This is a genomic window from Gluconacetobacter entanii (assembly GCF_003206495.1).
Taxonomy (GTDB): Bacteria; Pseudomonadota; Alphaproteobacteria; order Acetobacterales; family Acetobacteraceae; genus Novacetimonas; species Novacetimonas entanii.
On sequence record NZ_NKUF01000046.1, the window covers coordinates 1 to 21,286 of the forward strand.

At 57.2% G+C, this 21,286-nt stretch carries 14 protein-coding genes and 1 tRNA gene; 7 read left to right on the forward strand and 8 right to left on the reverse strand.

The genetic code is table 11. The features are described from left to right. Positions 1-187 precede the first annotated feature (187 nt). Together rfbA and rfbB are read right to left on the reverse strand one after the other, a co-directional pair. Positions 188-1,087 (reverse strand): glucose-1-phosphate thymidylyltransferase RfbA, encoded by a 900-nt coding sequence (rfbA, locus tag CFR72_RS13940; protein ID WP_110914510.1) that lies wholly within the window; start codon positions 1,085-1,087, stop codon positions 188-190. Beyond that, entirely contained in the window at positions 1,084-2,154 is a 1,071-nt protein-coding gene (gene rfbB / locus CFR72_RS13945) for a dTDP-glucose 4,6-dehydratase (RefSeq protein WP_110914511.1), read from the reverse strand. Before rfbB ends, rfbA begins: the two co-directional genes overlap by 4 nt. 173 nt (positions 2,155-2,327) lie before the next feature. Here rfbB and rfbC point away from each other — a divergent pair, with 173 nt between their 5' ends. Together rfbC and rfbD are read left to right on the forward strand one after the other, a co-directional pair. Next, positions 2,328-2,891, forward strand: coding sequence for a dTDP-4-dehydrorhamnose 3,5-epimerase (rfbC, locus tag CFR72_RS13950; protein ID WP_110914512.1), 564 nt, complete (start codon positions 2,328-2,330; stop codon positions 2,889-2,891). Positions 2,892-2,893: 2 nt separating this feature from the next. After that, positions 2,894-3,808 carry a dTDP-4-dehydrorhamnose reductase gene (rfbD, locus tag CFR72_RS13955; protein WP_110914513.1) on the forward strand — a complete coding sequence of 305 codons (915 nt, stop codon included), beginning with the start codon at positions 2,894-2,896 and terminating at the stop codon, positions 3,806-3,808. 96 nt (positions 3,809-3,904) lie between these two features. Here rfbD and CFR72_RS13960 read toward each other — a convergent pair whose 3' ends face one another. From CFR72_RS13960 to CFR72_RS13970, 3 genes are read right to left on the reverse strand one after another with little or no spacing between them, the layout of a single operon-like run. Beyond that, complete coding sequence (locus CFR72_RS13960; protein WP_110914514.1) at positions 3,905-5,041, reverse strand: AGE family epimerase/isomerase; 1,137 nt, start codon at positions 5,039-5,041, stop codon at positions 3,905-3,907. A 53-nt stretch (positions 5,042-5,094) separates the two neighbouring features. Next, positions 5,095-6,561 carry a D-glycero-beta-D-manno-heptose-7-phosphate kinase gene (gene rfaE1 / locus CFR72_RS13965; protein ID WP_110914515.1) on the reverse strand — a complete coding sequence of 489 codons (1,467 nt, stop codon included), beginning with the start codon at positions 6,559-6,561 and terminating at the stop codon, positions 5,095-5,097. Between the two features lie 7 nt (positions 6,562-6,568). After that, complete coding sequence (locus CFR72_RS13970; RefSeq protein WP_110914516.1) at positions 6,569-7,093, reverse strand: D-glycero-alpha-D-manno-heptose-1,7-bisphosphate 7-phosphatase; 525 nt, start codon at positions 7,091-7,093, stop codon at positions 6,569-6,571. A gap of 143 nt (positions 7,094-7,236) precedes the next feature. On the opposite strand from CFR72_RS13970, the gene CFR72_RS18455 reads away from it, so the two are divergent. Next, positions 7,237-7,890: a transposase gene (locus CFR72_RS18455; RefSeq protein ID WP_208630058.1), complete on the forward strand. Its 654-nt coding sequence runs from the start codon at positions 7,237-7,239 to the stop codon at positions 7,888-7,890. A 545-nt stretch (positions 7,891-8,435) separates the two neighbouring features. After that, positions 8,436-10,553: a glycosyltransferase family 9 protein gene (locus tag CFR72_RS13985; protein WP_167400406.1), complete on the forward strand. Its 2,118-nt coding sequence runs from the start codon at positions 8,436-8,438 to the stop codon at positions 10,551-10,553. 868 nt (positions 10,554-11,421) lie between these two features. Here CFR72_RS13985 and CFR72_RS13995 read toward each other — a convergent pair. Both CFR72_RS13995 and CFR72_RS14000 read right to left on the reverse strand, forming a co-directional pair. Continuing rightward, positions 11,422-11,498, reverse strand: a tRNA-Arg gene (locus CFR72_RS13995). Positions 11,499-11,556: 58 nt separating this feature from the next. Then, positions 11,557-14,856, reverse strand: a complete 3,300-nt coding sequence (locus CFR72_RS14000) for an efflux RND transporter permease subunit (protein ID WP_110914518.1) — start codon at positions 14,854-14,856, stop codon at positions 11,557-11,559. Between the two features lie 176 nt (positions 14,857-15,032). Between CFR72_RS14000 and gmk the strand changes: the two genes are divergently transcribed. The 3 genes from gmk (at position 15,033) to CFR72_RS14015 (ending at position 18,766) form a co-directional block, all read left to right on the forward strand. After that, positions 15,033-15,692, forward strand: a complete 660-nt coding sequence (gene gmk, locus CFR72_RS14005; RefSeq protein WP_110914519.1) for a guanylate kinase — start codon at positions 15,033-15,035, stop codon at positions 15,690-15,692. 54 nt (positions 15,693-15,746) lie between these two features. Beyond that, positions 15,747-17,270: a replicative DNA helicase gene (locus CFR72_RS14010; RefSeq protein ID WP_208630059.1), complete on the forward strand. Its 1,524-nt coding sequence runs from the start codon at positions 15,747-15,749 to the stop codon at positions 17,268-17,270. Positions 17,271-17,380: 110 nt separating this feature from the next. Next, the gene (locus CFR72_RS14015) at positions 17,381-18,766 is read left to right on the forward strand and encodes a hypothetical protein (RefSeq protein ID WP_146220744.1); all 1,386 of its coding nucleotides are present in this window, start codon (positions 17,381-17,383) and stop codon (positions 18,764-18,766) included. A 174-nt stretch (positions 18,767-18,940) separates the two neighbouring features. Here the strand turns inward: CFR72_RS14015 and CFR72_RS14020 are convergent, their stop codons facing one another. Further along, complete coding sequence (locus CFR72_RS14020; protein WP_110914521.1) at positions 18,941-21,145, reverse strand: glycosyltransferase family 4 protein; 2,205 nt, start codon at positions 21,143-21,145, stop codon at positions 18,941-18,943. Between the last annotated feature and the right edge of the window lie 141 nt (positions 21,146-21,286).

Sequence of the window (21,286 nt, forward strand, 5' to 3'; positions counted from 1 at the left end):
CCTTCCATCAGGCGGTCCAGGAGGTCTTTATCAATGCTCATGCGGGGGCTCCTCTTCGAGCAATTTATCACCACACCGCACAAAATTCAGGATAGTCCCGAAAACAGTAAAAAGTTTCGGGTGTCGCCCTGTTTCAAAAAGGCTTCACCAAAAAATTCTAACCGTTCGGGCTGTTGTCGGGGCGGCCTTACTGCCCTCCGGCGATGGCGTACAGAGTGCGGCCCAGTTCGGTCTTGATCATCCGTCCGGCCCAGTGGCGCAACTGTTCCGCGTCGATATAGCCCATGCGGAATGCAACCTCCGCCGGAGATCCGATGAGCATGCCCTGACGTGACTGGATGGTCTGCACGAATGTGCCAGCCTGGATCAGGCTGTCGGGCATGCCCGCGTCCAGCCATGCACAGCCCCGTCCCAGAGGTTCCACCCGTAGCGAACGTTCCTGCAGGTAGATCATGTTCAGGTCCGTGATCTCCAATTCGCCACGAGGCGATGGAGCCAGGCGGGACGCGAATTCGCAGACCCGTGCGTCATAGAAATACAACCCCGTTACGGCCCAGTTGGATAGGGGGGAGCGGGGCTTTTCGACAATATCCATCGCCGTGCCGTCAGGCGCAAAGGAAACGACGCCATAACGTTCAGGATCACGCACCTGATAGGCGAAAACCGTAGCCACATGTTCCAGTCTGGCGGATTTCTGCAATATCTGTGCCAGATGGTCGGCAAAGATCAGGTTGTCGCCAAGGATCAGCGCACAGGATGCGCCATCGATCCAGTCCTCGGCGATGATGAATGCCTGCGCGATGCCATCGGGGGTTGGCTGTTCGCGATAGGAAAAGGAAACCCCGTACTGCGACCCATCGCCCAGCAGGCGGCGGAACTGTGGCAGATCCTGCGGGGTGGAAATGACCATGATGTCGCGGATACCTGCCAGCATCAGCGTCGAAAGCTGGTAATAGATCATCGGTTTGTCATAAACCGGCAGCATCTGCTTGCTCGATGCCAGCGTCATGGGATGCAGGCGTGTTCCTGATCCGCCCGCCAGCACGATGCCCTTGCGTGGCGGGTGGGATGGCTGTGCGTTGGTCATGACATCTCCAGTGTCGCCGCCTGCCCGAGGCGTTGTCCCGCGTAACGTTCCTTGCGGATGGCCTGCCACCATGATGCGTGATCCAGGTACCATTGCACGGTCCGGCGCAGTCCCTGTTCGAAATCGTGGCGCGGACGCCATCCCAAGGCATTTTCGGCATGGGTGGGATCAATTTCATAACGGAAGTCATGGCCGGGCCGGTCATGGACATGCCGGATCAGGCGTTCATGCCGACCTGCCGGATCGGGGCGCAGTTCATCAAGGATGGCGCACAGGCTGATCACGACCTGCATGTTGGTGCGGGGCTGGCGCGCGCCGATGGCGTAGGTCTCGCCCGGCTGCCCATGCTGGAGTGCACGCACCAGTGCTTCGGCGTGGTCTTCCACGAACAGCCAGTCGCGGATGTTCTGCCCCGCGCCATAGACCGGCAGGGGATCGCCCATGATGGCGTTTATGATCGTCAGCGTGATCAGTTTTTCCGGAAAATGCCAGATTCCGTAATTGTTTGTCGTGTTCGTGACGAATGTCGGCAGGCCATAGGTATGATACCATGCCCGGACCAGATGGTCGGAGGAAGCCTTGCTGGCGGAATAGGGACTGCGCGGGTCATAGGGCGTGGTTTCGGTGAAGGGCGGATCGTGCGGGGCCAGCGCGCCGAATACTTCATCAGTGGAAATATGATGGAAGCGGAAGCGGGCCTGCGCCGCCCTGTCCAGCCCCTGCCAGTAGTGCCGCGCCGCATCAAGCAGCACCGACGTGCCGACGATATTGGTCCTGATGAAGGCGGACGGCATGTCGATGGAGCGGTCTACATGGCTTTCTGCGGCAAGGTGCATGACCGCATCGGGGCGGTACTGCGCGAACAGGCGCGCCATGGCCGGGGCGTCGGCGATATCGTGCCGTTCGAAACGGTAACGCGGGCTGGCGGGCGCATGTTCGAGGGCCTGTGGGCTTGCGGCATAGGTCAGGCAATCGACATTGACGATTTCATGCCCGGTATGCCGGATGACGTGTCGCACCACTGCCGATCCGATGAAGCCGCAGCCACCTGTCAGGAGAATACGCATGTATATGACCGCATGTATTTATATATTGTTAAGAAGTGTAGAATAGTGATTGTGTGAATTGAGTAATTCAAAGCGGGATATGATCTGCTTCATTATCCCAGAATTGATAACATAGGGTTACCTTTTCCCGTTGCAGGCGGAAATTGCGTGTATGACCCAAGGAATTTCGCCGGATGCATGTCGAAAAACTGACCATTCCCGATATCCTCCTGATCACGCCTGCCCGTTTCGAGGATAGTCGCGGATATTTCACCGAAACCTTCAATGCGCCACGTATGGCGACGCATGGCCTGACGCTGCCGTTCGTGCAGGATAACCAGAGTCTGTCGCGGCAGAAGGGTGTCGTGCGCGGCCTGCACTGTCAGGCGCCGCCGCATGCGCAGGGAAAACTGGTGCGCTGCACGCAGGGGGCGATCTGGGACGTGGCGGTGGATATCCGCATCGGGTCGCCGACATTCGGGAAATGGGTCGCCGCGACCCTGACGGGAGAAAATGGATCGCAACTATGGATTCCACCGGGTTTCCTGCACGGGTTTTGCACCCTGTCCGATGACGTGGTGGTGCAGTACAAGTGCACCGATGTGTGGAACCGCGAAAGCGAACGCGCGGTGCTGTGGAATGATCCCGCACTCGCGATCGACTGGCCGGTCGCGCCAGGCGACGCCATCGTGTCGGACAAGGATGCTGCCGCGGGGAACCTGTTGTCCGTTTCCGGTATTTTTACCTTTGGTGAATGACCATGAACGATGGCAGGCAATATTTCCCTGGCACCGTCCTTGTAACGGGAGGCCACGGGCAACTGGCACATTCGCTTGGCAGGGCCGGTGGGGACGATATTCGCGTCGTCGGACGGCCAGAGTTCGATTTTGACCGGCCCGAGACGGTGGATATGGTCATGGAGGCGCACATGCCGGCCATTGTCATCAACACGGCCGCATGGACGGCAGTGGATGCGGCCGAGCAGGATGTGGCAGGCGCGATGCGCGCCAACCGTGATGGGCCGGCGTTGCTGGCGCGTGGCTGTGCCCGGCGGGAAATTCCCTTCATCCATGTTTCCACGGATTATGTCTTCAACGGTCAGAAGGGAACGCCCTACCGTGAAACCGATACCGTGGATCCCCGCTGCGTCTATGGCCTGTCCAAGGCGGAGGGGGAGGCTGCAGTCCTGGCCGCGCATGACCGTTCGATCATATTGCGCACTGCGTGGGTCTATTCCGCGCATGGCCGTAATTTCGTGCGTACGATGCTGAAAGCCGGGGAAACGCGGCCGGAATTACGTGTGGTGGGGGACCAGTTCGGCAATCCCACCAGTGCGGATGACCTGGCATCCGGCATCATCGATATCGTGGCGCGTCTGCGGGCCGGGGGATGGCATGCGGGGTATGGTGGTATCTTTCACGCCGCGGGCTATGGGGCGGCATCGTGGTATGATCTGGCCAGCGTGGTCATGGACGAAGCCCACGCGCTGGGACGGCCGCGTCCGGGGATTGTGCCCATCGCAACAGCAGACTGGCCGACGCCTGCCTATCGCCCGGCCGATACACGACTGGACACGCAACGGTTGTATGAGGTTTTCGGTGTCAGGCTGCCGGACTGGCGTGAGAGTGTGCGGACCGTCGTGCATCAGGCATGTGAGACCGAGGCCGCCGGGTAATGCGGAATCTCCTTAAATCGTAAGGAAGTTTTTGGCGAAGATTTTTTCAGAAAGCTTTGCAAGGCATCGCCTTTCCGGAAAAAGGCGACACTTTTTTCATGCAGTCGTGAGGTATTCAATCGCCCCGCCATAAATATGGTACAGCGAACTTGCCGGCATATGGTCGGTAAGGGCCACGCCATGCACGTCAAGGCGGTCAATCCACCCCCCACGCAGTCGCGCAGGTGCGTAATTTTCAAAGAAAAGCCTGCTCTGACGTTCAATGAAACCTGCCGCTTTCGTATCCCCGCCGCGGGCACGACGGGCGAGAATGCGCAGGAATTCGGTCTGCGGCCAGATGCGTGTCGATTCCTCCAGCCGGACGCCATTTTCGGTAATGGCGTCACAGACAGCAAGCGTATCGGCATCCACCCCATGGGCCAGCGCCGTCTCCGCCAGCTTCTTGCTGGCATGCACGATGGCGGTGATATCGGGATCTTCGGGGGAAAGGCGGGCGAATTCGGAGAAAAGCCACGACCATTCGAACAGGTGCCCTGGTTCGACGCGGTTATGTCCTGCCGCCTGAAGCGGCTCCCACGCACTGTCAAAGAATTCAAGCAGCATCCCGGTGCCGGGAAGGATGAAATGCTTCAGCGCCAGCGCAACAAGACGCCGTGCGTAATCAAGGTAGAAACTGTCGCCCGAGACATCGAACAGCACAAGATAGGCTTCCAGCAGATGCATATGCGGGTTCTGGCGATGGATGCTGTCCGCCGGCGGAACGGTATCGCGGTATCCCCCCTGTTGCGTCAGGAAAATCTGGTCGATTTCAAGCGTGGTTTCACGCGCAACGGTCAGGTATGCGGGATCGTGCGACACCCGGTATGCCCAGCCATAGGCGAACAGGATGAAGGCATGGGCATACAGATCGCGTCGCCTGTCGGCAGGACGTCCGTCTGGCCCAAGGGAGAAAATCCAGCCCGGGGCACCGTCGCTGCGCCGGTAACGGCGTTCGACTTCGCGCAGGCATTCAAGGGATTGGGCCGCCGTCTTGCAGAAACCATCCAGTTCCGCACGGCAGTAGGTCGAAACCTGCCGTGCCTGCACCATCAGGCGCAATTCCGGCAGCTCTATGGGCTGGTGTTCAAACGTCAGGCGTTCATGAAACAGACGACGCCCGGAATCAAACCCTATACCAGCCCACAGAGGAAGCGCGCTCTGTGATAGCCAAAGACGCCATGTATCGTGCGTCAATGCAATACCTCTTTTTTATTTCTTATTCTTGTTTATGGAGTCCACGGCTGCCGTTATTGCGAAACGGGGGTGTTTTCGCAACTGGAGTCGGCAGGTGTCCGCGCTTTCTTGACCAGCGACGATGTCGAACGTCCCTGCACGATGTCAACCAGCGCGACGCGGCCGCCATACTGCTTTACAAAATCGCCGCCCACCACCTGATCTTCGGTATAGTCGGCACCCTTGACCACCACATCCGGACGCAGCGTCATGATGGTCTCAAGCGGTGTTTCCTCGTCAAACAGCACCACGAGATCGACATCGCGCAGTGCGCCCATGACGGTCGCGCGGGCGATTTCGTCCTGAATCGGGCGGCTGTCCCCTTTCAGGCGCTTGACGGAGCGGTCCGTATTCAGCGCGACGATCAGTTTGTCCCCTTCGTTGGCGGCGGCGCGGATCAACTGGATATGGCCGGGATGGATCAGGTCGAAACAGCCATTGGTGAAGACGACCTGCGCGCCATGCCGATGCCAGTTGGCGACAATGTCCTTTGCCTGTTCAAGCGGGACCAGCGCGCCCGCATCATTCATCTCGCTCTGCAGTTCCGCGCTCAGTTCCGCGCGTGAGACTGTCGCAGTGCCAAGCTTGCTGACGGAAACCGCCGCCGCCGCCGCCGCGATCACCACCGCCGTCTCCAGCTTCTGACCTGCCGAAAGGACGCTTGCCACCGTTGCCAGCACCGTATCGCCCGCCCCCGACACATCGCTGACTTCGGAGCGGCGGGCCGTGACATGCAGGCAGTCCCCCTCCTGCTGCCACAGGGTCATGCCATCTTCGGAGCGGGTCAGCAGCACGTCGCCGCCAAACTGCTGCGATGCGGCCTGCGCCGCCGCCTCTATCTGCTTTTCCGTTTTCAGCGGCAGGCCCGTGGCCCGCGTCATTTCCGAACGGTTGGGGGTTACAAGAGTCGCCCCGCGATAGGCTTCGAAAGTGGTACGCTTCGGATCGACAATGACGGGGATGCCCTTTTCGCGCGCTGCCCTGATCACGACCGCCAGCACTTCATCCGACAGCACGCCCTTGGCGTAATCCGAACAGACCAGCACGTCGGCATTGCCAAGCGCCTCAAGCGTCGCCGCGATCAGCTGTTCCGGCGTTGTGGGGGACAGGGTGCCCACCTGCTCTTCGTCGATGCGGACGATCTGCTGCTGCCCGCTGAGAATGCGGGTCTTGGTGATGGTGGTCCATGCCGGGTCCTTGACGAAGCTGAGTTCGACATCCGGCCAGGGGGCCATGACCTCACGCAGGGTATCGGCGGCCCGGTCCGCGCCCACCACACCGATCAGGTTCACCTTGCATCCCAAGGCGGCGGCATTGGCGGCCACATTCGCGGCCCCCCCCGGCACGGTTATGCGATGGGAATGAAGCAGAACCGGCACGGGAGCCTCTGGCGAGATCCGGTTGACCGATCCAAAGACATACTGGTCAACCAGAAGGTCCCCAATGATGCAGAGGCGACCAAATTTAAAATTCTCAATCATTCCAGGATCACATATTCAGGGATTCAGCACGGGAGGAGAGCAGTAGCGGGCGTATAAAAGCGTCGAGATCGGTGCCCGTAAAGAGATATCCGGGCATACCAGCAGCCTGTGCCGCCTGTATGTCCGTCGTCCGGTCGCCGATCAGGAAGGAAGCGGCGCGGTCGATGCCGAGATCCCTGATCGCACGTTCGATCATGCCGGGCCGTGGCTTGCGGTCCGGATGGTCCGCCCGGTAGCGCGCGACCGTAGCATCAGGATGATAGGGACACAGGTAAAATGCATCGACATGCGCACCCCATGGACGTAGCTGTTCCTGAATGTGCGCGTTGAAGGCCTCGGCATCCGCTTCTTCGTACAGGCCCCGGGCGATGCCGGACTGATTGGTGACGACAACGGCCAGCCGGCCACTGGCGTTGATGCGGGCAATGGCCTGGGGAGCATGCGCGATGAACTCAAAGTCTTTGATACGGTGGGGATAGCCCACATCGACATTGATGACGCCGTCACGGTCCAGAAAAACGGCTGGCTTCATTACCCTCAAAGACTCCACTGGATAGACATAAAAAATCTAGCATATGCAAAATCCACATGGAAACAAGAAACGTGGAGGACAGGCTATTATGCGGACCTGCCGGCTGGCGGCATGACTCCTGCCATCCAGCAGGCAGAGAGAGAATGGAACCCGTACCGCATTGGTTCAAAGGCTGTTTGAGAATAACCTTCCGGGGCCTGTTGTGGGTTGCCCGTAATGGCAGTCCATGGCGGGATCTGCCGATGTATTTCGGACACTGGAATTCGGTTTGCACGCGTTGCAGAGACTGGACGAAGGCCGGGGTTGTCCAGAAGATTCTCAAAGCCGTCCCTGACGATGCAGGCATGGAATATGCGATGGTGCGACGGCACGGTGGTCCGGGTTCACCGCCACGGCAAGGGCGCAAAAGGGGGACCGAAAAACAGGTGATCGGACGTAGTGTAACAGGATGGTCCACCAGGATCATCACCATGACTGACGTCCTGGGCAATCTGGTCCGCTTTACGCTTATCCCCAGCCAGCATTACGACACGGTCGGGGTTGCGCCCCTTCCTGAACCGCCGGATTTGGGGGGCTTCCTGCCGACAGGGCGTTTGACATCCGCCGGATCGCAGACGCCCTACGTGCGCAAGGCGTCTGGGAGGTCATTCCCCAGCGCAGGAACCGCCTTGACAGGCGCCCGTTCGATAAAGCCCTGTTCAAAGCGCGGCATCTTATCGGAAACTTCTTCTGCAAACTCAAGGAGTTCAAGCGCATTTCCATCGCGGAGGGACAAGATAGATCATTCGCAGCCATGATCCATCCTGTCGCCGCAGTTATCAATTCATGATAATCCCCAACAGAACCAGAAATATTCAAAAAACCTTTTTAATTCATAATGTTATTTTTTAGTTTCCTTTTCAGGCAGCCTTTTGGAGGAATAAAATGGCGCAGGCGGTTTCTGATGGGGTTCAGCACCATATATGGGAGAAATTGCGGAACGGGAGAGTGATGGCAGTGGATATGAGTGGATCATGGTTGCTGAAAATCCTGATGACCGTTCGAATTTCGTCCAAAACCATGTTCTTGAATGAAAGTATTTTCACGTTCTGGTAAAATATTTCATGTCTATATTTATGCAGATCAGGAAATTATGCTTTATTTCTGGAATGATAAAATGGATTCATGGTTTTCTTGCCTGAATTGTCCGCAATGTAACATATTGCCAGGATTTGTATTCTATTGCAGGAGGTGATATCGCTGTGTTAGGATTTAAGGTAAATATGCCAATCGTAACGAAGCCTGCTCCCGTGGATTCTGGCTATCGGAGCAGACGTTTATCTCATGGATGAGTCTCCTTAAAATGCCCCTGAAAAATCTGATCCGAATTCCCCCCCCGCGCCGGGTTTTCAGAAAAATTTTCAATAAAAAATCAAATTCCAATAATCAGGAGTGGGATCGCAGGCTTGCCGCCGCCGATGCCGCCCGCGATATGGGGCGCTTTTCTGAAGCAGCCAAGCTTTACCTGCATGCTCTGGAAATTCGTGAAGATCAGGGCATCCGAATTCAGGTAGGGCATATGTATAAGGAAGCAAGAGATTTTCCCTCTGCCTCCCGGCATTATCTATCGGCATACAAGATGAACCCCGCGGACCCGGAAATATCCTGTCAGCTCGGGCATTTTTATAAAACTATCGGACGTTATGAGGATGCGCTTCATTTCTACAGGTCGGCAGTTACCCTGAAACCGGGCTGGAAGATCCCCGCAGAAGAAGCGGAGAATCTTGAAAAGTCGAGCGAACTTCTCATCGAACGTTCAAAAAAAGCGTTTCTGGAAGCGTCGAAAGACGGTCGTCTTTCCAGTGATATCGAACTTGAAGATTTTACAAGTCCTTTGCTGGATGGCACGCTTATTCCACGATCGTACGAAGACCTGTGCATTAACCATCAGGAAGTGATCGTTCCCACGCGACATGGAACGCCACAGCACACTGAATGGGGACAGGGCCTGACCGTTCGGGGCATTGCGGCGCTGCGTGGGTATTTTGTATCTTCCGTTCTGCTGGAACGAATAGATATCTTCATGGATGGAAAGCTGTTCCATAGTGAGCCATTGACCATAGCGGCCCAGCCTCGGGAAAAGTCGAATCATAAAATTCGGAAATACTGCTATAATGCCTGGGTGGATTTCACGGATGTGAAGTCGGGGTGGCATGACTTTACCTTCCGTGCGCAGTCATCCGACCTTGAAGAAGAAGTTGAAAACAAGACCTGGTATCGTCAGAGGCTTATCGTAGCACCGCCGTTCCCTGAATATTATTATCAGAACTCTGACGCGATTATAGCCCCGATTGATAAAGGCTCCTCTTTGTCGATAGTGGATCAGATAAACGCACGTCCGAGCGTTCTTCACCGCTGTACAACACGTTCCATTCCATTCGATATCAAAACCATTGCCGTGTTGCGGCCGGATCAGCTTGGGGACCTGGTTGCGTCAATTCCGTCCCTTCGCAAAATTCGTACTACATTTCCGGATGCAAAAATTGTCGGGCTGTTAGGACGCGCGAATGAGGCACTGGCACGTACATTGGGAATCTTTGATGACATCGTGATTGTCGAATTTCCCGATGATCCGGTGTCCCATCAGCGTGTCATGCCTTTGGAAGAACAGGTCAGGTTAAAGAAAAAACTTGCCCAGTACAAATTTGACCTGGCGGTTGATCTGCCGGTTTCGGCCAATTCATATAAACTGCTGCCACTTCTGCAAGCACCTTTGACAGTAGGCTTTGGCGGTCCGCGTAAATCGATGGACCTGAACTTTTCCAGTTATGATCCCAGTACTGGCTGTGATTTTATCAAGCATTCAGCACGGACCGCAATCATAGGTGAGGCCATTTCCCTTGCCATGGACAGTGGCGCCCGTGTTGAAAAGCGTGATGACATTACACGCGATACGCTTGTGCCGTATGGCGTTCCGGCAACAGAACCCTATATCGTTATACATAGCGGCGCACGCATCAAATTTACCCACTGGCCACATTACGTTGAACTTGCTGAACGTATCGTGCGGGAAATGAACGTGCGCGTCGTGTATATGGCGGAAAATGCAGAACAGAAAGCACGTCTGCCTGAGGAGCTGTTAAATAATGGCATGATCGTATATATAACGGGTCAGATGCCATTTGATCATTTCGATACTTTCCTTTCATTTGCGTCCGTATTCGTGGGGAATGATTCTGGCCCCAAGCATCTGGCATCACTGCGCGGGGCGCAGGTCGTAAGCCTTCATTCGTCACGCATAGGATGGGAAGAATGGGGACAGGAACGAGGGGGGATAGCGATTAGTCGCCGCGTTCCGTGTGCAGGATGCTCACTGCATCATAATTATGACGAGTGTGCTAAAGATGTAGCATGCATTAAATTGATTAATATTGATGAAGTTTACGGTGCAGTTCAGGAACTTTTCTCAAATCCGTCCTAGACGGCGGAGGAGGGACAAAAAACTTCGTGTTACCTGAGACGCCTGTCACTCTTTTTTCCTTGGTTTGAATGTAGGAAATTGAGATGAAGCAGGCTGACATTCCTCAATGTAGAGGAATGGCCGATACTGATGATGGCTTGAAGATCAATGGAAAATGCAGGGCTTTTTTTAAAGTCCTGTATTCTTCCTGGGTGCCTGGTTTCATTACAGCCCAATCAGGAAACATACGGACGCATGAAACATGGCCGGTTCACGGAAGGGCAGGTTGCTGTCATCCCGAAGGAAATGGTCTGCGTGCGCCGATCACTGAATGTCGCAGGCCCGGTTGTCGCGGCTTGGGGCGCTTCCGGTGCGTGAAGGATGCCTTCCAAGCCTGAGATAGCGATTGTGCGCCTGTCTGGGGGACGAGCTTAAAGTCTGCAGTGGGCCGGACGGAAACGGGCAATGGGATCATGCCACTCATCACTGTGCCGGCTGTGACCGACCAGTGGCGATTGCAGCGTGCGCAGCACACCCGGCGGCCATAAAGATAATTCCGGTCGCGGCCACAGGACGGGCAGGCCATCCGCCCACCCGGCGCACCACCCTCAACGCCACGATCCCTGCTTATGAAGCCCCAAGCGTATGATGGGGTATCGGCTACATTTGCGGTGCGGTCGGAAGGCGTCTTCTTGGATCTGAATGCGCGGTTTTTCCGTCCCTGTCCCATTGGCGGGAAGATCAACGGATCAGTGGGGTAGCAGCAGGTAACGCAGGACAGGCAACCGCCTTCCTCATCCTGCACGCAGGAATGGCGGACAAGACCAAATCCATCAGGATCGGGCATCGCCCCTGTCCCAGACAGCAGATTATATTTTGGAAAGAAAAGTGGCGCACCCGAAAGGACTCGAACCTCTAACCCCCAGATTCGTAGTCTGGTGCTCTATCCAGTTGAGCTACGGGTGCGCTGTGAGGCGGCTTTTAACCCGACCTCACCGGGGCCGCAACCCCCTTTTTTCATTTTTTATGCCTTGATCGGATTATTTTTTCTCCGCAGGCGCAGGACCTGCCGCTTGCTCCATGCACGCAGCCGGTCAAGGTAGATATAGATGACCGGCGTGGTGTAGAGCGTCAGCAACTGGCTCATCGCCAGCCCCCCCACTACCGCGATGCCCAGCGGGCGGCGCAGTTCGATTCCATAGCCGTCGCTGATGATCAGCGGGACGGCCCCGAACGCCGCCGCCAGCGTGGTCATGACGATGGGGCGGAAGCGTTTGACACAGGCCTCGCGGATGGCGTCTTCGGGCTGCATGCCGCCGTCGCGTTCAGCATGCAGGGCGAAATCCACCATCAGGATGGCATTCTTCTTCACGATCCCCACCAGCAGGATCATGCCGATCATCGCGATCAGGGAAAATTCCTGCCCCGTCAGCCACAGCGCCAGCACCGCCCCCACCGCCGCCGACGGCAGGGTGGAGAGGATCGTCAGCGGATGGATGTAGCTTTCATACAGGATGCCCAGCGTGACGTACATCGTCATCAGCGCCGCGATGAATATCAGCACCTCGTTGACGAGGGCTTTCTGGAACTCGGCCGCCTGTCCGGAAAATCCGCCCTGGATGGTGGACGGGACATGCATCCTGACCATGGTCGTGCGGATTTCATCACTCGCATCACTCAGCGCCTTGCCGGGGGCGAGGTTGAAGGAAATCGCGGCGGAGACGAACCCGTCGCGGTGGGACACCGTGATCGCGGTGGGATGGCGCTCCAGCTTCGCCACCACGGACAGCGGGACCATCGTCTCGCTGCTTGACGACACGGCCGAGCCGTTCGACGCCCAGTTGCCCCCCGCGAGTTTGTTGGCGATGGAGTTGCGGAAGGACTGTTCGCTCAGCTGCGTTTCCTTGCTGGCGGTGCCGCTCGGGTCGGTGACGCGCACCGTATTGGACACCGTGCCCCCGCCCGCCGTGCCGCCCGCCGTGGACAGGCGAAAGGCGGACAGGATATCCGGCGTGGTGCGGAACCGGTCCTCCACCTGCATGACGACATGATAGGTCGTAAGCGAGGTCGAGATGTTGGAGGCCGAACGCTGCCCGAACGCATCATAGAGCGTATTGCTGACCAACTGCGGTGTAATCAGGTAGCGCGCGGCGGCGTCACGCACGATGTTCGCATGCACCGCCGCGCCATTGTTCATGACATCGGTGGTCACGTCCTTCAGCACCGGGTCGTCACGCAGCGTCGCCGTCAGGCGCGGCACCCAGGTATAGATGTCATCGGCATTGTCGCTGGTCAGGATATAGCGATAGGCCCCTTCCTTCTGCCGTCCGCCGCCGCCGCTGATGTCGCCTGCGGAAAACATCGACAGGTCCAGCCCCGTCACGTTGCGGATGCGGTCATGGATGCGCGCGATCATCTGGTCCGGGCCATCGCGGCGTTCGGTCCGGTCGATCATCTGCGCGAAGGCCTGCCCCTCGACATTGGAATCGCCGGAGAAGGCAAGGACGTCCTGCGTGTCCTGATCCGCCATCATGGCCTGGCTGATCTGGCGGATCTTGTCGGTCAGGACGGGAAAGGACGTGGTCTGGTCAGCGCGGAAGAAGCTCATGATCAGGGCGACGTCTTCCTTGGGCAGGATGCCCTTGGGCATGATGACCAGCACGCCGATCATGAGGAAGAAACTCGCCGGAAGCGTCAGCGCCGTCAGCACATGATGGCGCAGCGCCCATTCGAGCGAGCGCTCATACACCCGCAGCACCATGGAAAACATGTTTTCGAACCCGTCCGAACAGGCCCGCATCCCACGCTGCCACAGGGGGGCTGTCGGCGGCAGGGGCGTGTCGTGGCTGACCTCCAGCATCAGGCTGCACATCATCGGCGTCAGGCTGAGCGAGAGGAACAGCGAGACGACGACCGTGATCGCCAGCGTCATGGAAAATTCGAAGAATACCTTTCCCGCCGTGCCACTCATCAGCAGCAGCGGCAGGAACACCGCAACGAGCGAGATGGTGATCGACAGCACGGTGAAGGCGATTTCGCGCGACCCCAGCAGGGTGGCCTCCATGCGGCCCATCCCGGCCTCCATGTGGCGTGCAATGTTCTCCAGCACGACGATCGCGTCATCCACCACGAACCCGGTCGCAATCGTCAGCGCCATCAGCGACAGGATATCGAGCGAGAAGCCGAACAGGTACATCACCGCCAGCGTCCCGGCGAGCGAGATGGGCACCGTGATCGCCGGGATCAGGGTGGAGCGGGGCGAGCGCAGGAAGAACAGCACCACCAGCACCACAAGGGCCACGGAAATGACCAGCGTCCACTGCGTATCGGCCAGAGAGGCGCGGATCGTCACCGAACGGTCCATCGCCGGTGTCAGCGTGATGCCCTGCGGCAGGGCCGCGCGCAGGGTGGGGACGCGTTCCTTGATCTGGTCGATCACCCGGATGACGTTGGCCCCGGCCTTGGGCCGCACGATGGCCATGACGGCGGGATGGCCGTTGAAGAAGCCCACCTTGTGGTCGTTTTCCACCCCGTCATGCACCCTGGCCACATCCGACAGGCGCACCGGCCGCCCGCTGCGGTAGCCGATGACAAGGTTGCGGTACTGCGCCGCATCGCGGGCCTGGTCATTGGTGGCCAGCGTATAGCGCGTCGGCCCGTTCTGGATGAAGCCCTTGGGCGTGTTGGCGTTGGCCGAGGCCAGGGCGGAGCGGATGTCCTCGAACCCCAGCCCGTACTTGAACAGGGGGAAGGGATTGATGTCCACGCGCACGGCGGGGGCGGAACTGCCAACGATGTCGATCCAGCCCACGCCCTGGATCTGTGACAGCAGCGGCTGCAGGCGTGTCTTGGCGATGTCATACAGGCGCGAGACCGGCTGCGTGTCCGATGTCAGCGCAAGGATGATGATCGGGTTGTCCGACGGGTTCGCCTTCCAGTATTCGGGCTGGGAACGCAGGGTCGCGGGCATGTCCGCGCGCGCGGCCCGCAGGGCGGCCTCCACGTCGTTGGCTGCCGCATCGACATTCACCCCGTCATTGAAGGTCAGCAGGATGAAGGCGGAATCCTGGTTGGAATCCGACTCGATCTGGTTGATGCCTGCAATCTGGCCCAGCCTGCGTTCCAGCGGCGTCGTCACCGAACTTGCCATCTGCTGTGGCGACGCGCCGGGCTGTGTCGCCTCCACATAGATGATGGGGACGGAAATGTTCGGAAGGTCCCCCACCGGCAGGATGCGGTAGGCGAAGATCCCCGCAAGCAGCAGCGCCAGCGACACCAGTGTCGTGGCCACCGGGCGCAGGATGAAGACGCGACACAGGTTCATGCAGCGTCCGTTCTGCGGCTGGAATGATCAGGGGCGCGATCGTGCTGCGGCAGGCCTGTCCCGCGTCGCATGGGGGTGGGTTTCATATTCGCAGAATACTCTTCGCCTGATAAAACATCGAAAACCCGGCGCCCCGCCGGACCGGACCATGGACCACTGAGCAAGGATTCAAGCCAATGACCACGACGCGCGCGCCTGTGCCATCCTCCTGTCCCCCGGTGCCGCGTCGTGGGGTATGCCTTGTCATCTCTGCCCCGTCGGGGGCCGGGAAATCCACCATTGCCAATGCGTTGCGTGCATCAGAACCCCAGTTGCTGCATTCCGTGTCCGTCACCACCCGCCAGCCCCGCCCGGGTGAGACGGATGGTGTCCATTATCACTTTCGCACCATGGAACGTTTCACGCAAATGGCCGAAGCGGGCGAACTTCTGGAATGGGCGACCGTTTTCGGCCGGGGCTATGGCACGCCGCGCGCGCCGGTGGAACAGGCCCTGGCGGAGGGACGCGACATGGTGTTCGACATCGACTGGCAGGGACATCGCCAGATCCGCAAGGCATTGCCCGATGACGTGATCGGCCTGTTCGTGCTGCCCCCCTCCATCGAGGAGCTGGAGCGGCGCCTGCATGGCCGCGGTTCCGACGAGAAGGAGGAGATCGAACGCCGCATGCAGGCCGCCCGTGACGAGATTTCGCACTGGAACGAATTCGACCATGTGATCGTCAATGCCGACCTCGACACCGCCATAGCGCAGGCGCGCGCGGTTCTGGTGGCGGCCCGGCTGGAACGCCACCGGCAGTATGGCCTTGCCGACCTTGTCGCGAGTTTCGGGGTCTGATGTCATCATTTTGCCTGTCTGTTCCCCTCCTGCTGTGCCGCGATGTCGGATAGAATGGACCCCGTGAATACGATCAATCCCTCCCCCGACGAGTCCCGCGCCTCTGGTTCCCTGATCGGGATTTCCCAGCGCACGCCCCCCGCCAACCTGCAGGCGGAACAGGCCCTGCTGGGCGCGATCCTGACAAACAACCGCGCCTATGACCGGGTCTCGGACTTCCTGACCGGTGCGCATTTCGCCAACGAGGTGAACGGCGTCATCTACGACGCCATTTCCCGGCGGATCGAGGCCGGGCTGCTGGCCGACCCGGTGACACTCCGCGCGGAGTTCGAGAATTCCGACGTGCTGGGCGCGGTGGGCGGCACCGGCTACCTCGTGAAGCTGGCCGGTGCGATGGTCGGCATCATCAATGCCGCCGATTATGGCCGCGCCATCCATGACGCATGGGTTCGCCGCCAGTTGATCGACATTGGCGAGGATGTCGTCAACACCGCGTTCGGATCCAGCACCGGCATGACCGGCGTGGACCAGATCGCGGCCGGGGAAGAGGCGCTGTTCCGCCTTGCCACCGAAAAGGGGCAGGATGGTGGATTCCTTGCCTTTGACAAGGCGCTGGCCGAAGCGCTCGACGTGGCGGAGCAGGCCTTTACCCGCGCGGGCGATGTGGTGGGCCTGACCACCGGCCTGCGTGACCTCGACAAGAAGACGGGCGGCCTGCATCCCTCTGACCTGCTGATCCTTGCCGGGCGTCCGGCGATGGGCAAGACGGCGCTGGCGACCAAGATCGCCTTCAGCGCCGCGCGTGCCCTGATGCGTGAGGCGCAGGAAGGACCGCCGGGCACACAGCCCAAGGGATCGGTTGCGATCTTTTCGCTTGAAATGTCGGCGGAACAGCTCGCCACCCGTATCCTGTCCGAACAGGCCAGCGTGTCGGGTGAGCGTATCCGTCGCGGCGAGATCGGGCAGAAGGAGTTCGACCGTTTCGTGCAGGTCAGCCGCGAACTGTCGCAACTGCCGCTGCATATCGACGATACGCCCGCCATTTCGCTTTCGGCCATGCGCACGCGTTGCCGGCGTCTTGCGCGCACCAAGGGGCTGAGCCTTGTGGTGGTTGACTACCTTCAGTTGATGCGCCCGTCGGTCGGCACGCGCCCGGAAAACCGCGTGCTGGAAATCTCCATGATCACGCAGGGGCTCAAGGCGCTGGCCAAGGAACTGTCGGTGCCGGTCATCGCGCTGTCGCAGCTATCGCGCCAGGTCGAAAGCCGCGAGGACAAGCGCCCGATGCTGTCGGACCTGCGTGAATCCGGATCGATCGAGCAGGACGCCGATGCGGTCATGTTCGTCTATCGCGACCAGTATTACCTGCAGCAGCGCCAGCCCAAGGAAACGTCCTTCGATTCACAGGACAAGTACCAGACCGCGCTGGAGGAATGGCAGCGCAAGATGGACCTGGCCCATAATCGCGCGGAACTGATCCTTGAAAAGCAGCGTCATGGTCCCACCGGGACAGTGCATCTGTTCTTCGAAGGGGAATTCACGCGGTTCGCGGATCTCGACATGGTGCATGACGGTTAAGGCTCGGGCGGCTTTAATATGATCTCCTGTCGTGAGGGGGTTTCCGACGGAGGTCACCGGGGTGGGAATGGGGCCTGTGGATACTGATCAAAATATGTGAGATGATTCCGATGAAGAAATTTCTCCTGTTATGTGGTGTCGTGCTCGGTTGTCCCCTGTCGGTGCAGGCGCAGGAGGTTTCCGAAGCCGCGCGGGTCGCCGTGGTACATGATGTGATCTTTCCTGATGACCTGAAGCTGGCGGGCGATGGCATGGATGATGCGCCGACCATCCAGCGTGCTGTCAGCATGATCTGCAATGCACGGGACCACAGGAGCATGGCAGGAATCATCCAGCTTCAGGCACGGGTTTATGAAATTGACAGCACTGTTGACGTGCCCTGTGCCGTGACCATCAGGGGAACGGGGTGGCAGGAGCAGATGCCCCTGTCCGCCGGGACCTGGTTGCATATCACCAGCAAAGGGGCAGGCAGTCCCGCCGTTCATGTACATGGACGGGAGGCCCGTGGCACTGTCATTCGTGACATTGCCCTTTATCAGGATCATCCTGCACCTTCGAGTGTGGCGAGGACTGCATGGAAGCCAACAGAATATGCCCCAGCAATATTGTTTTCCAGGATAGATGGTGGTGTATTCCTAAATCACCTGCTGTTCGCGGGGATATATGGCGGCGTCTATGCCGATGGCGTTGGTCGGTTTGAGGCAAATGGAATTTATGGTGAATTCTATCGCTACGGCATCTCGATACACCATTCCTATGATGTTGACCGGATCTACGATGTGCATGGATGGGGGTATTACACCCAGTCAAATACGAAATCGCATCCCCAGAACATGCTCCTGACCAGAGAGCAGGTCGGGAATATCCAGGACTGGAAGACGGAAAACGAAAATCTTATTATTCTGGGACGGGCGGATACACCGTTCCTTGATAATATCTTCGGATTAGGCACACACTCTGTCCTGCAACTTACGCAAGACAGCAATGTCGGTGATTATATTGGCGGGCATCCGTCAAAAATCCATTCCGGAAAGCTTTCATGTGACCAGAGCAAATATTGCCTGTGGGTTGATAATACAACCAGGGGGCAGGTAACCGGCCTCTTCTCACAACTGGACTGGCAGGGGGAAGATAGCGCAAGATTGGGTAAGAACATCCCTGACAATGCGGCAATTCAACTTGATGGAAGTGCGCAATTGCAGATTGGGGACATGTTCGTCCAGAATGTGTCAGGTGCGGCCATCAATATGACGAATACATCGCAATGTTCAAACCTGATGATCCATTCGATGTTCGGTGGGTTCAACCAGTCCCCGCCATCCGCACCTGTAGCGCATATGCCTGCATGCGACCGCAGGGGATATAATGAAATCCAGTTGGATGCGTTTACGGCCGTGAACAATTCAGGAGGAAAGTGGCCTGCTTTTGTCGATAGCGGGAGTGTGGGACATTTCCTGCTCTCTACCTATACGGAAGAAAACAGACATACCAGGTAGGACCTGTTGTGACAGGTCTGATCTTTTGGGTCCACAGGCATAATGAAGTGTCTGATGGAGCTTTTTTCAAAAAACATCAGGGAATGCCGCCTTTTTCAAAAAGGCGGCATCCGGAAACTTTTTTGCCGATGGGTTGCTCCGAAGCAATCTCTCGCTTGCAAAGAACAATAGGCCCTATGCCGCAGGTTCCCGATAGATACTGATCTCTTCCAGATTTCCGGCGGTCGCGGATTCAAGGAATGATATACGCATATCTTCGTCATCTGCATCGCAGATCGCAAAACCGACAACAGAAAGGGCATAGGGGAGAATCTGTTCGACCCCACAGGGGTGCATACGCCACATTTCTGTCTGTTCCCCTTTAATAAAGACCTTTAGCAAAGGGGTCTTTCGTTCAGGGATATCGAGCAGAATCCATCGGGTCATGTGTCGTTCCAGAATACTGCGTAAAATAACATCGCCATCTACGCTGATCGAAAATGGGCAGGATTTTTCAGTAAGCCCTGAAACCTGAATGTACATACGCAGACTTTTTCCGACAGGAAGATCTGTAATGCACAATGTTCCGCCATTGGGGCCAATACGGCACCGATCCGTTTCTGGCCATAGCCAGTCGAAACCCAGACGAAAGATCTCACCACTTTCAAGAGAGGGCCAGATTTGTGGCTTCTTGTAGAGCGAAACGGGGTAGTATTTTCCTAACTCTACTTTCCTGGGGATCTCTTTTGAAGCCTTTACCAACTTGCTTACATTGATGGAAGTGGTGTTGATCTGGTCTGCAATCTGGGCCCATGTCCGGGGACGGAAATTGGTTGATATATTCTTTTCCTGCTGCTTGCGCCAATCAGAATCAAAAATCACCTTTTCAAGACAACCCACGAAAGCGTCCAGATTATTGCTTTCGAAAATGAGCGAAAATCCCGCTCCGGCTTCCGGAAGGGAGGAGTTGTCCGCAATGACAGGTATTTTGCCGTAACACAGCGATTCCGTAATAGGTAGGCCCCATCCTTCGTAATGGCTGGGATATACGGTAAACATGCAGGACCGGTATAGAAGAGCCAGTTCATCATCAGACGTCCGCGATATGAACGTGATTTTCTCTTTCAGTTCCGGGCTGCTTTCCAGACGTTCATCAATGCGATCATATAGCCAGCCTTTCCGACCCATGCAGACCAGTTGCGGCACTGCATCCTTACCATGCCGATGAATAAGCTCTATCCAGCCCTCAAAGGCCAAGAGATGGTTTTTGCGAGGTTCAATCGTGGATACAAACAGGGCAAAGGAATCTTCCTTGAGATTCCAGTGATGAAGGAGAGATGTGGATATCTCGTCCTGAAGCGGGCGACGGAAGTCCGCGTCAAGTGGCACGACGACCACGTTTTCCGGGTTCAGGTCACGTCCCAGCTTTTTGGCCGTTCTGATGAGGTCCACAGCCGTTGATTCTGAATTTGCCAGGAAAAAATCAGCATGCTGATACACGCCGACAACCCATGTAATATAATCCCCAACAACCCCGCCCGCACAATATTCTGGCGTTATGACAGGAATAAGATCGTGAACAAAGGGAATGTAGTAAAAGTTCCCTCTCTCTTTATAATTGCGAACAAGTAAAAAGTAGTTATAGATAAACCATGATGTTCCAAGATTCACAAGAACCGTTTTTTCGGGAACTTCGTAATATTCGCTACTGACCAGATGGATCAGGAGTTCCTTGCGGGACTGTTGCCACTCGGCTTCGGATATGTTCTCGATACTTCCTGACATATAGGCAAGTTCGATGAAGTTATCGATATGAATCTGGACCCATTTTTCTCGACCCGGCACAAAACAGCAAAGGTCGAACTGTCCAGTGCCATAAGTACGAAGTCCAGCGATAACGACTTCGACCTGGACACGTTGAATGCCGGTGGGGAATCGATGATCACCACGAAAATGCATGATGAGATCGGTAATATCGAATACAACTCGATAATCTGAACCGGGTTTTGACTCATCAGATTTGATGTCTGTCAGTTGGGGGGCAATGTCATCTATCAGACTGACGATTTCATCTGATTTTTGGTCCTGCCTGCCCTTGAAAAGATCCTTGAGTTTTTCCAGTTGGGCGGCGGCAGTCCGCAATTCTTCAGGCGTATTATGATAGTAGTGCTGCCGGATCGTGGCCTTTCGCAGCGTTTCGGCAACTTCTTCGCTGCTCATGGCAAGCGTGGGAGGGAGGCGGTGTCGTATGGCGATCAGTGAATCAGGTCTGGTATCGGCATAATTTTCTGCAATGGCGTACGCATTGAGGGCTTTGGGAAGTTTTCCGTTCTTGGTCGCCCAGCGCCCCATGTGAAGATGGGGTTCCCCAGTGTTCGGACGTAATTTCGCTGCCTGCATGTATGCGGCATCAGCCTCGTCCTCGAAGCCTGCGGAATTGGCGGTTCTTCCGCACTTTTCGTGATGATGTTTTTGATTATGCGGGCTGGAGGACACGAGCCCTGAGGAGTTCGAAGCCTGCTCTTCCGAACATGGTTCGCT

Excerpts from the sequence above, each read along its gene's own strand:
- rfbA (WP_110914510.1), bottom strand. The coding sequence starts at position 1,087 with ATGACCAACGCACAGCCATCCCACCCGCCACGCAAGGGCATCGTGCTG.
- rfbB (WP_110914511.1), bottom strand. The coding sequence starts at position 2,154 with ATGCGTATTCTCCTGACAGGTGGCTGCGGCTTCATCGGATCGGCAGTG.
- rfbC (WP_110914512.1), top strand. The coding sequence starts at position 2,328 with ATGCATGTCGAAAAACTGACCATTCCCGATATCCTCCTGATCACGCCT.
- rfbD (WP_110914513.1), top strand. The coding sequence starts at position 2,894 with ATGAACGATGGCAGGCAATATTTCCCTGGCACCGTCCTTGTAACGGGA.
- rfaE1 (WP_110914515.1), bottom strand. The coding sequence starts at position 6,561 with ATGATTGAGAATTTTAAATTTGGTCGCCTCTGCATCATTGGGGACCTT.
- CFR72_RS13970 (WP_110914516.1), bottom strand. The coding sequence starts at position 7,093 with ATGAAGCCAGCCGTTTTTCTGGACCGTGACGGCGTCATCAATGTCGAT.
- CFR72_RS18455 (WP_208630058.1), top strand. The coding sequence starts at position 7,237 with ATGGAACCCGTACCGCATTGGTTCAAAGGCTGTTTGAGAATAACCTTC.
- CFR72_RS13985 (WP_167400406.1), top strand. The coding sequence starts at position 8,436 with ATGCCCCTGAAAAATCTGATCCGAATTCCCCCCCCGCGCCGGGTTTTC.
- CFR72_RS14000 (WP_110914518.1), bottom strand. The coding sequence starts at position 14,856 with ATGAACCTGTGTCGCGTCTTCATCCTGCGCCCGGTGGCCACGACACTG.
- gmk (WP_110914519.1), top strand. The coding sequence starts at position 15,033 with ATGACCACGACGCGCGCGCCTGTGCCATCCTCCTGTCCCCCGGTGCCG.
- CFR72_RS14010 (WP_208630059.1), top strand. The coding sequence starts at position 15,747 with ATGGACCCCGTGAATACGATCAATCCCTCCCCCGACGAGTCCCGCGCC.
- CFR72_RS14015 (WP_146220744.1), top strand. The coding sequence starts at position 17,381 with ATGAAGAAATTTCTCCTGTTATGTGGTGTCGTGCTCGGTTGTCCCCTG.
- CFR72_RS14020 (WP_110914521.1), bottom strand. The coding sequence starts at position 21,145 with ATGCAGGCAGCGAAATTACGTCCGAACACTGGGGAACCCCATCTTCAC.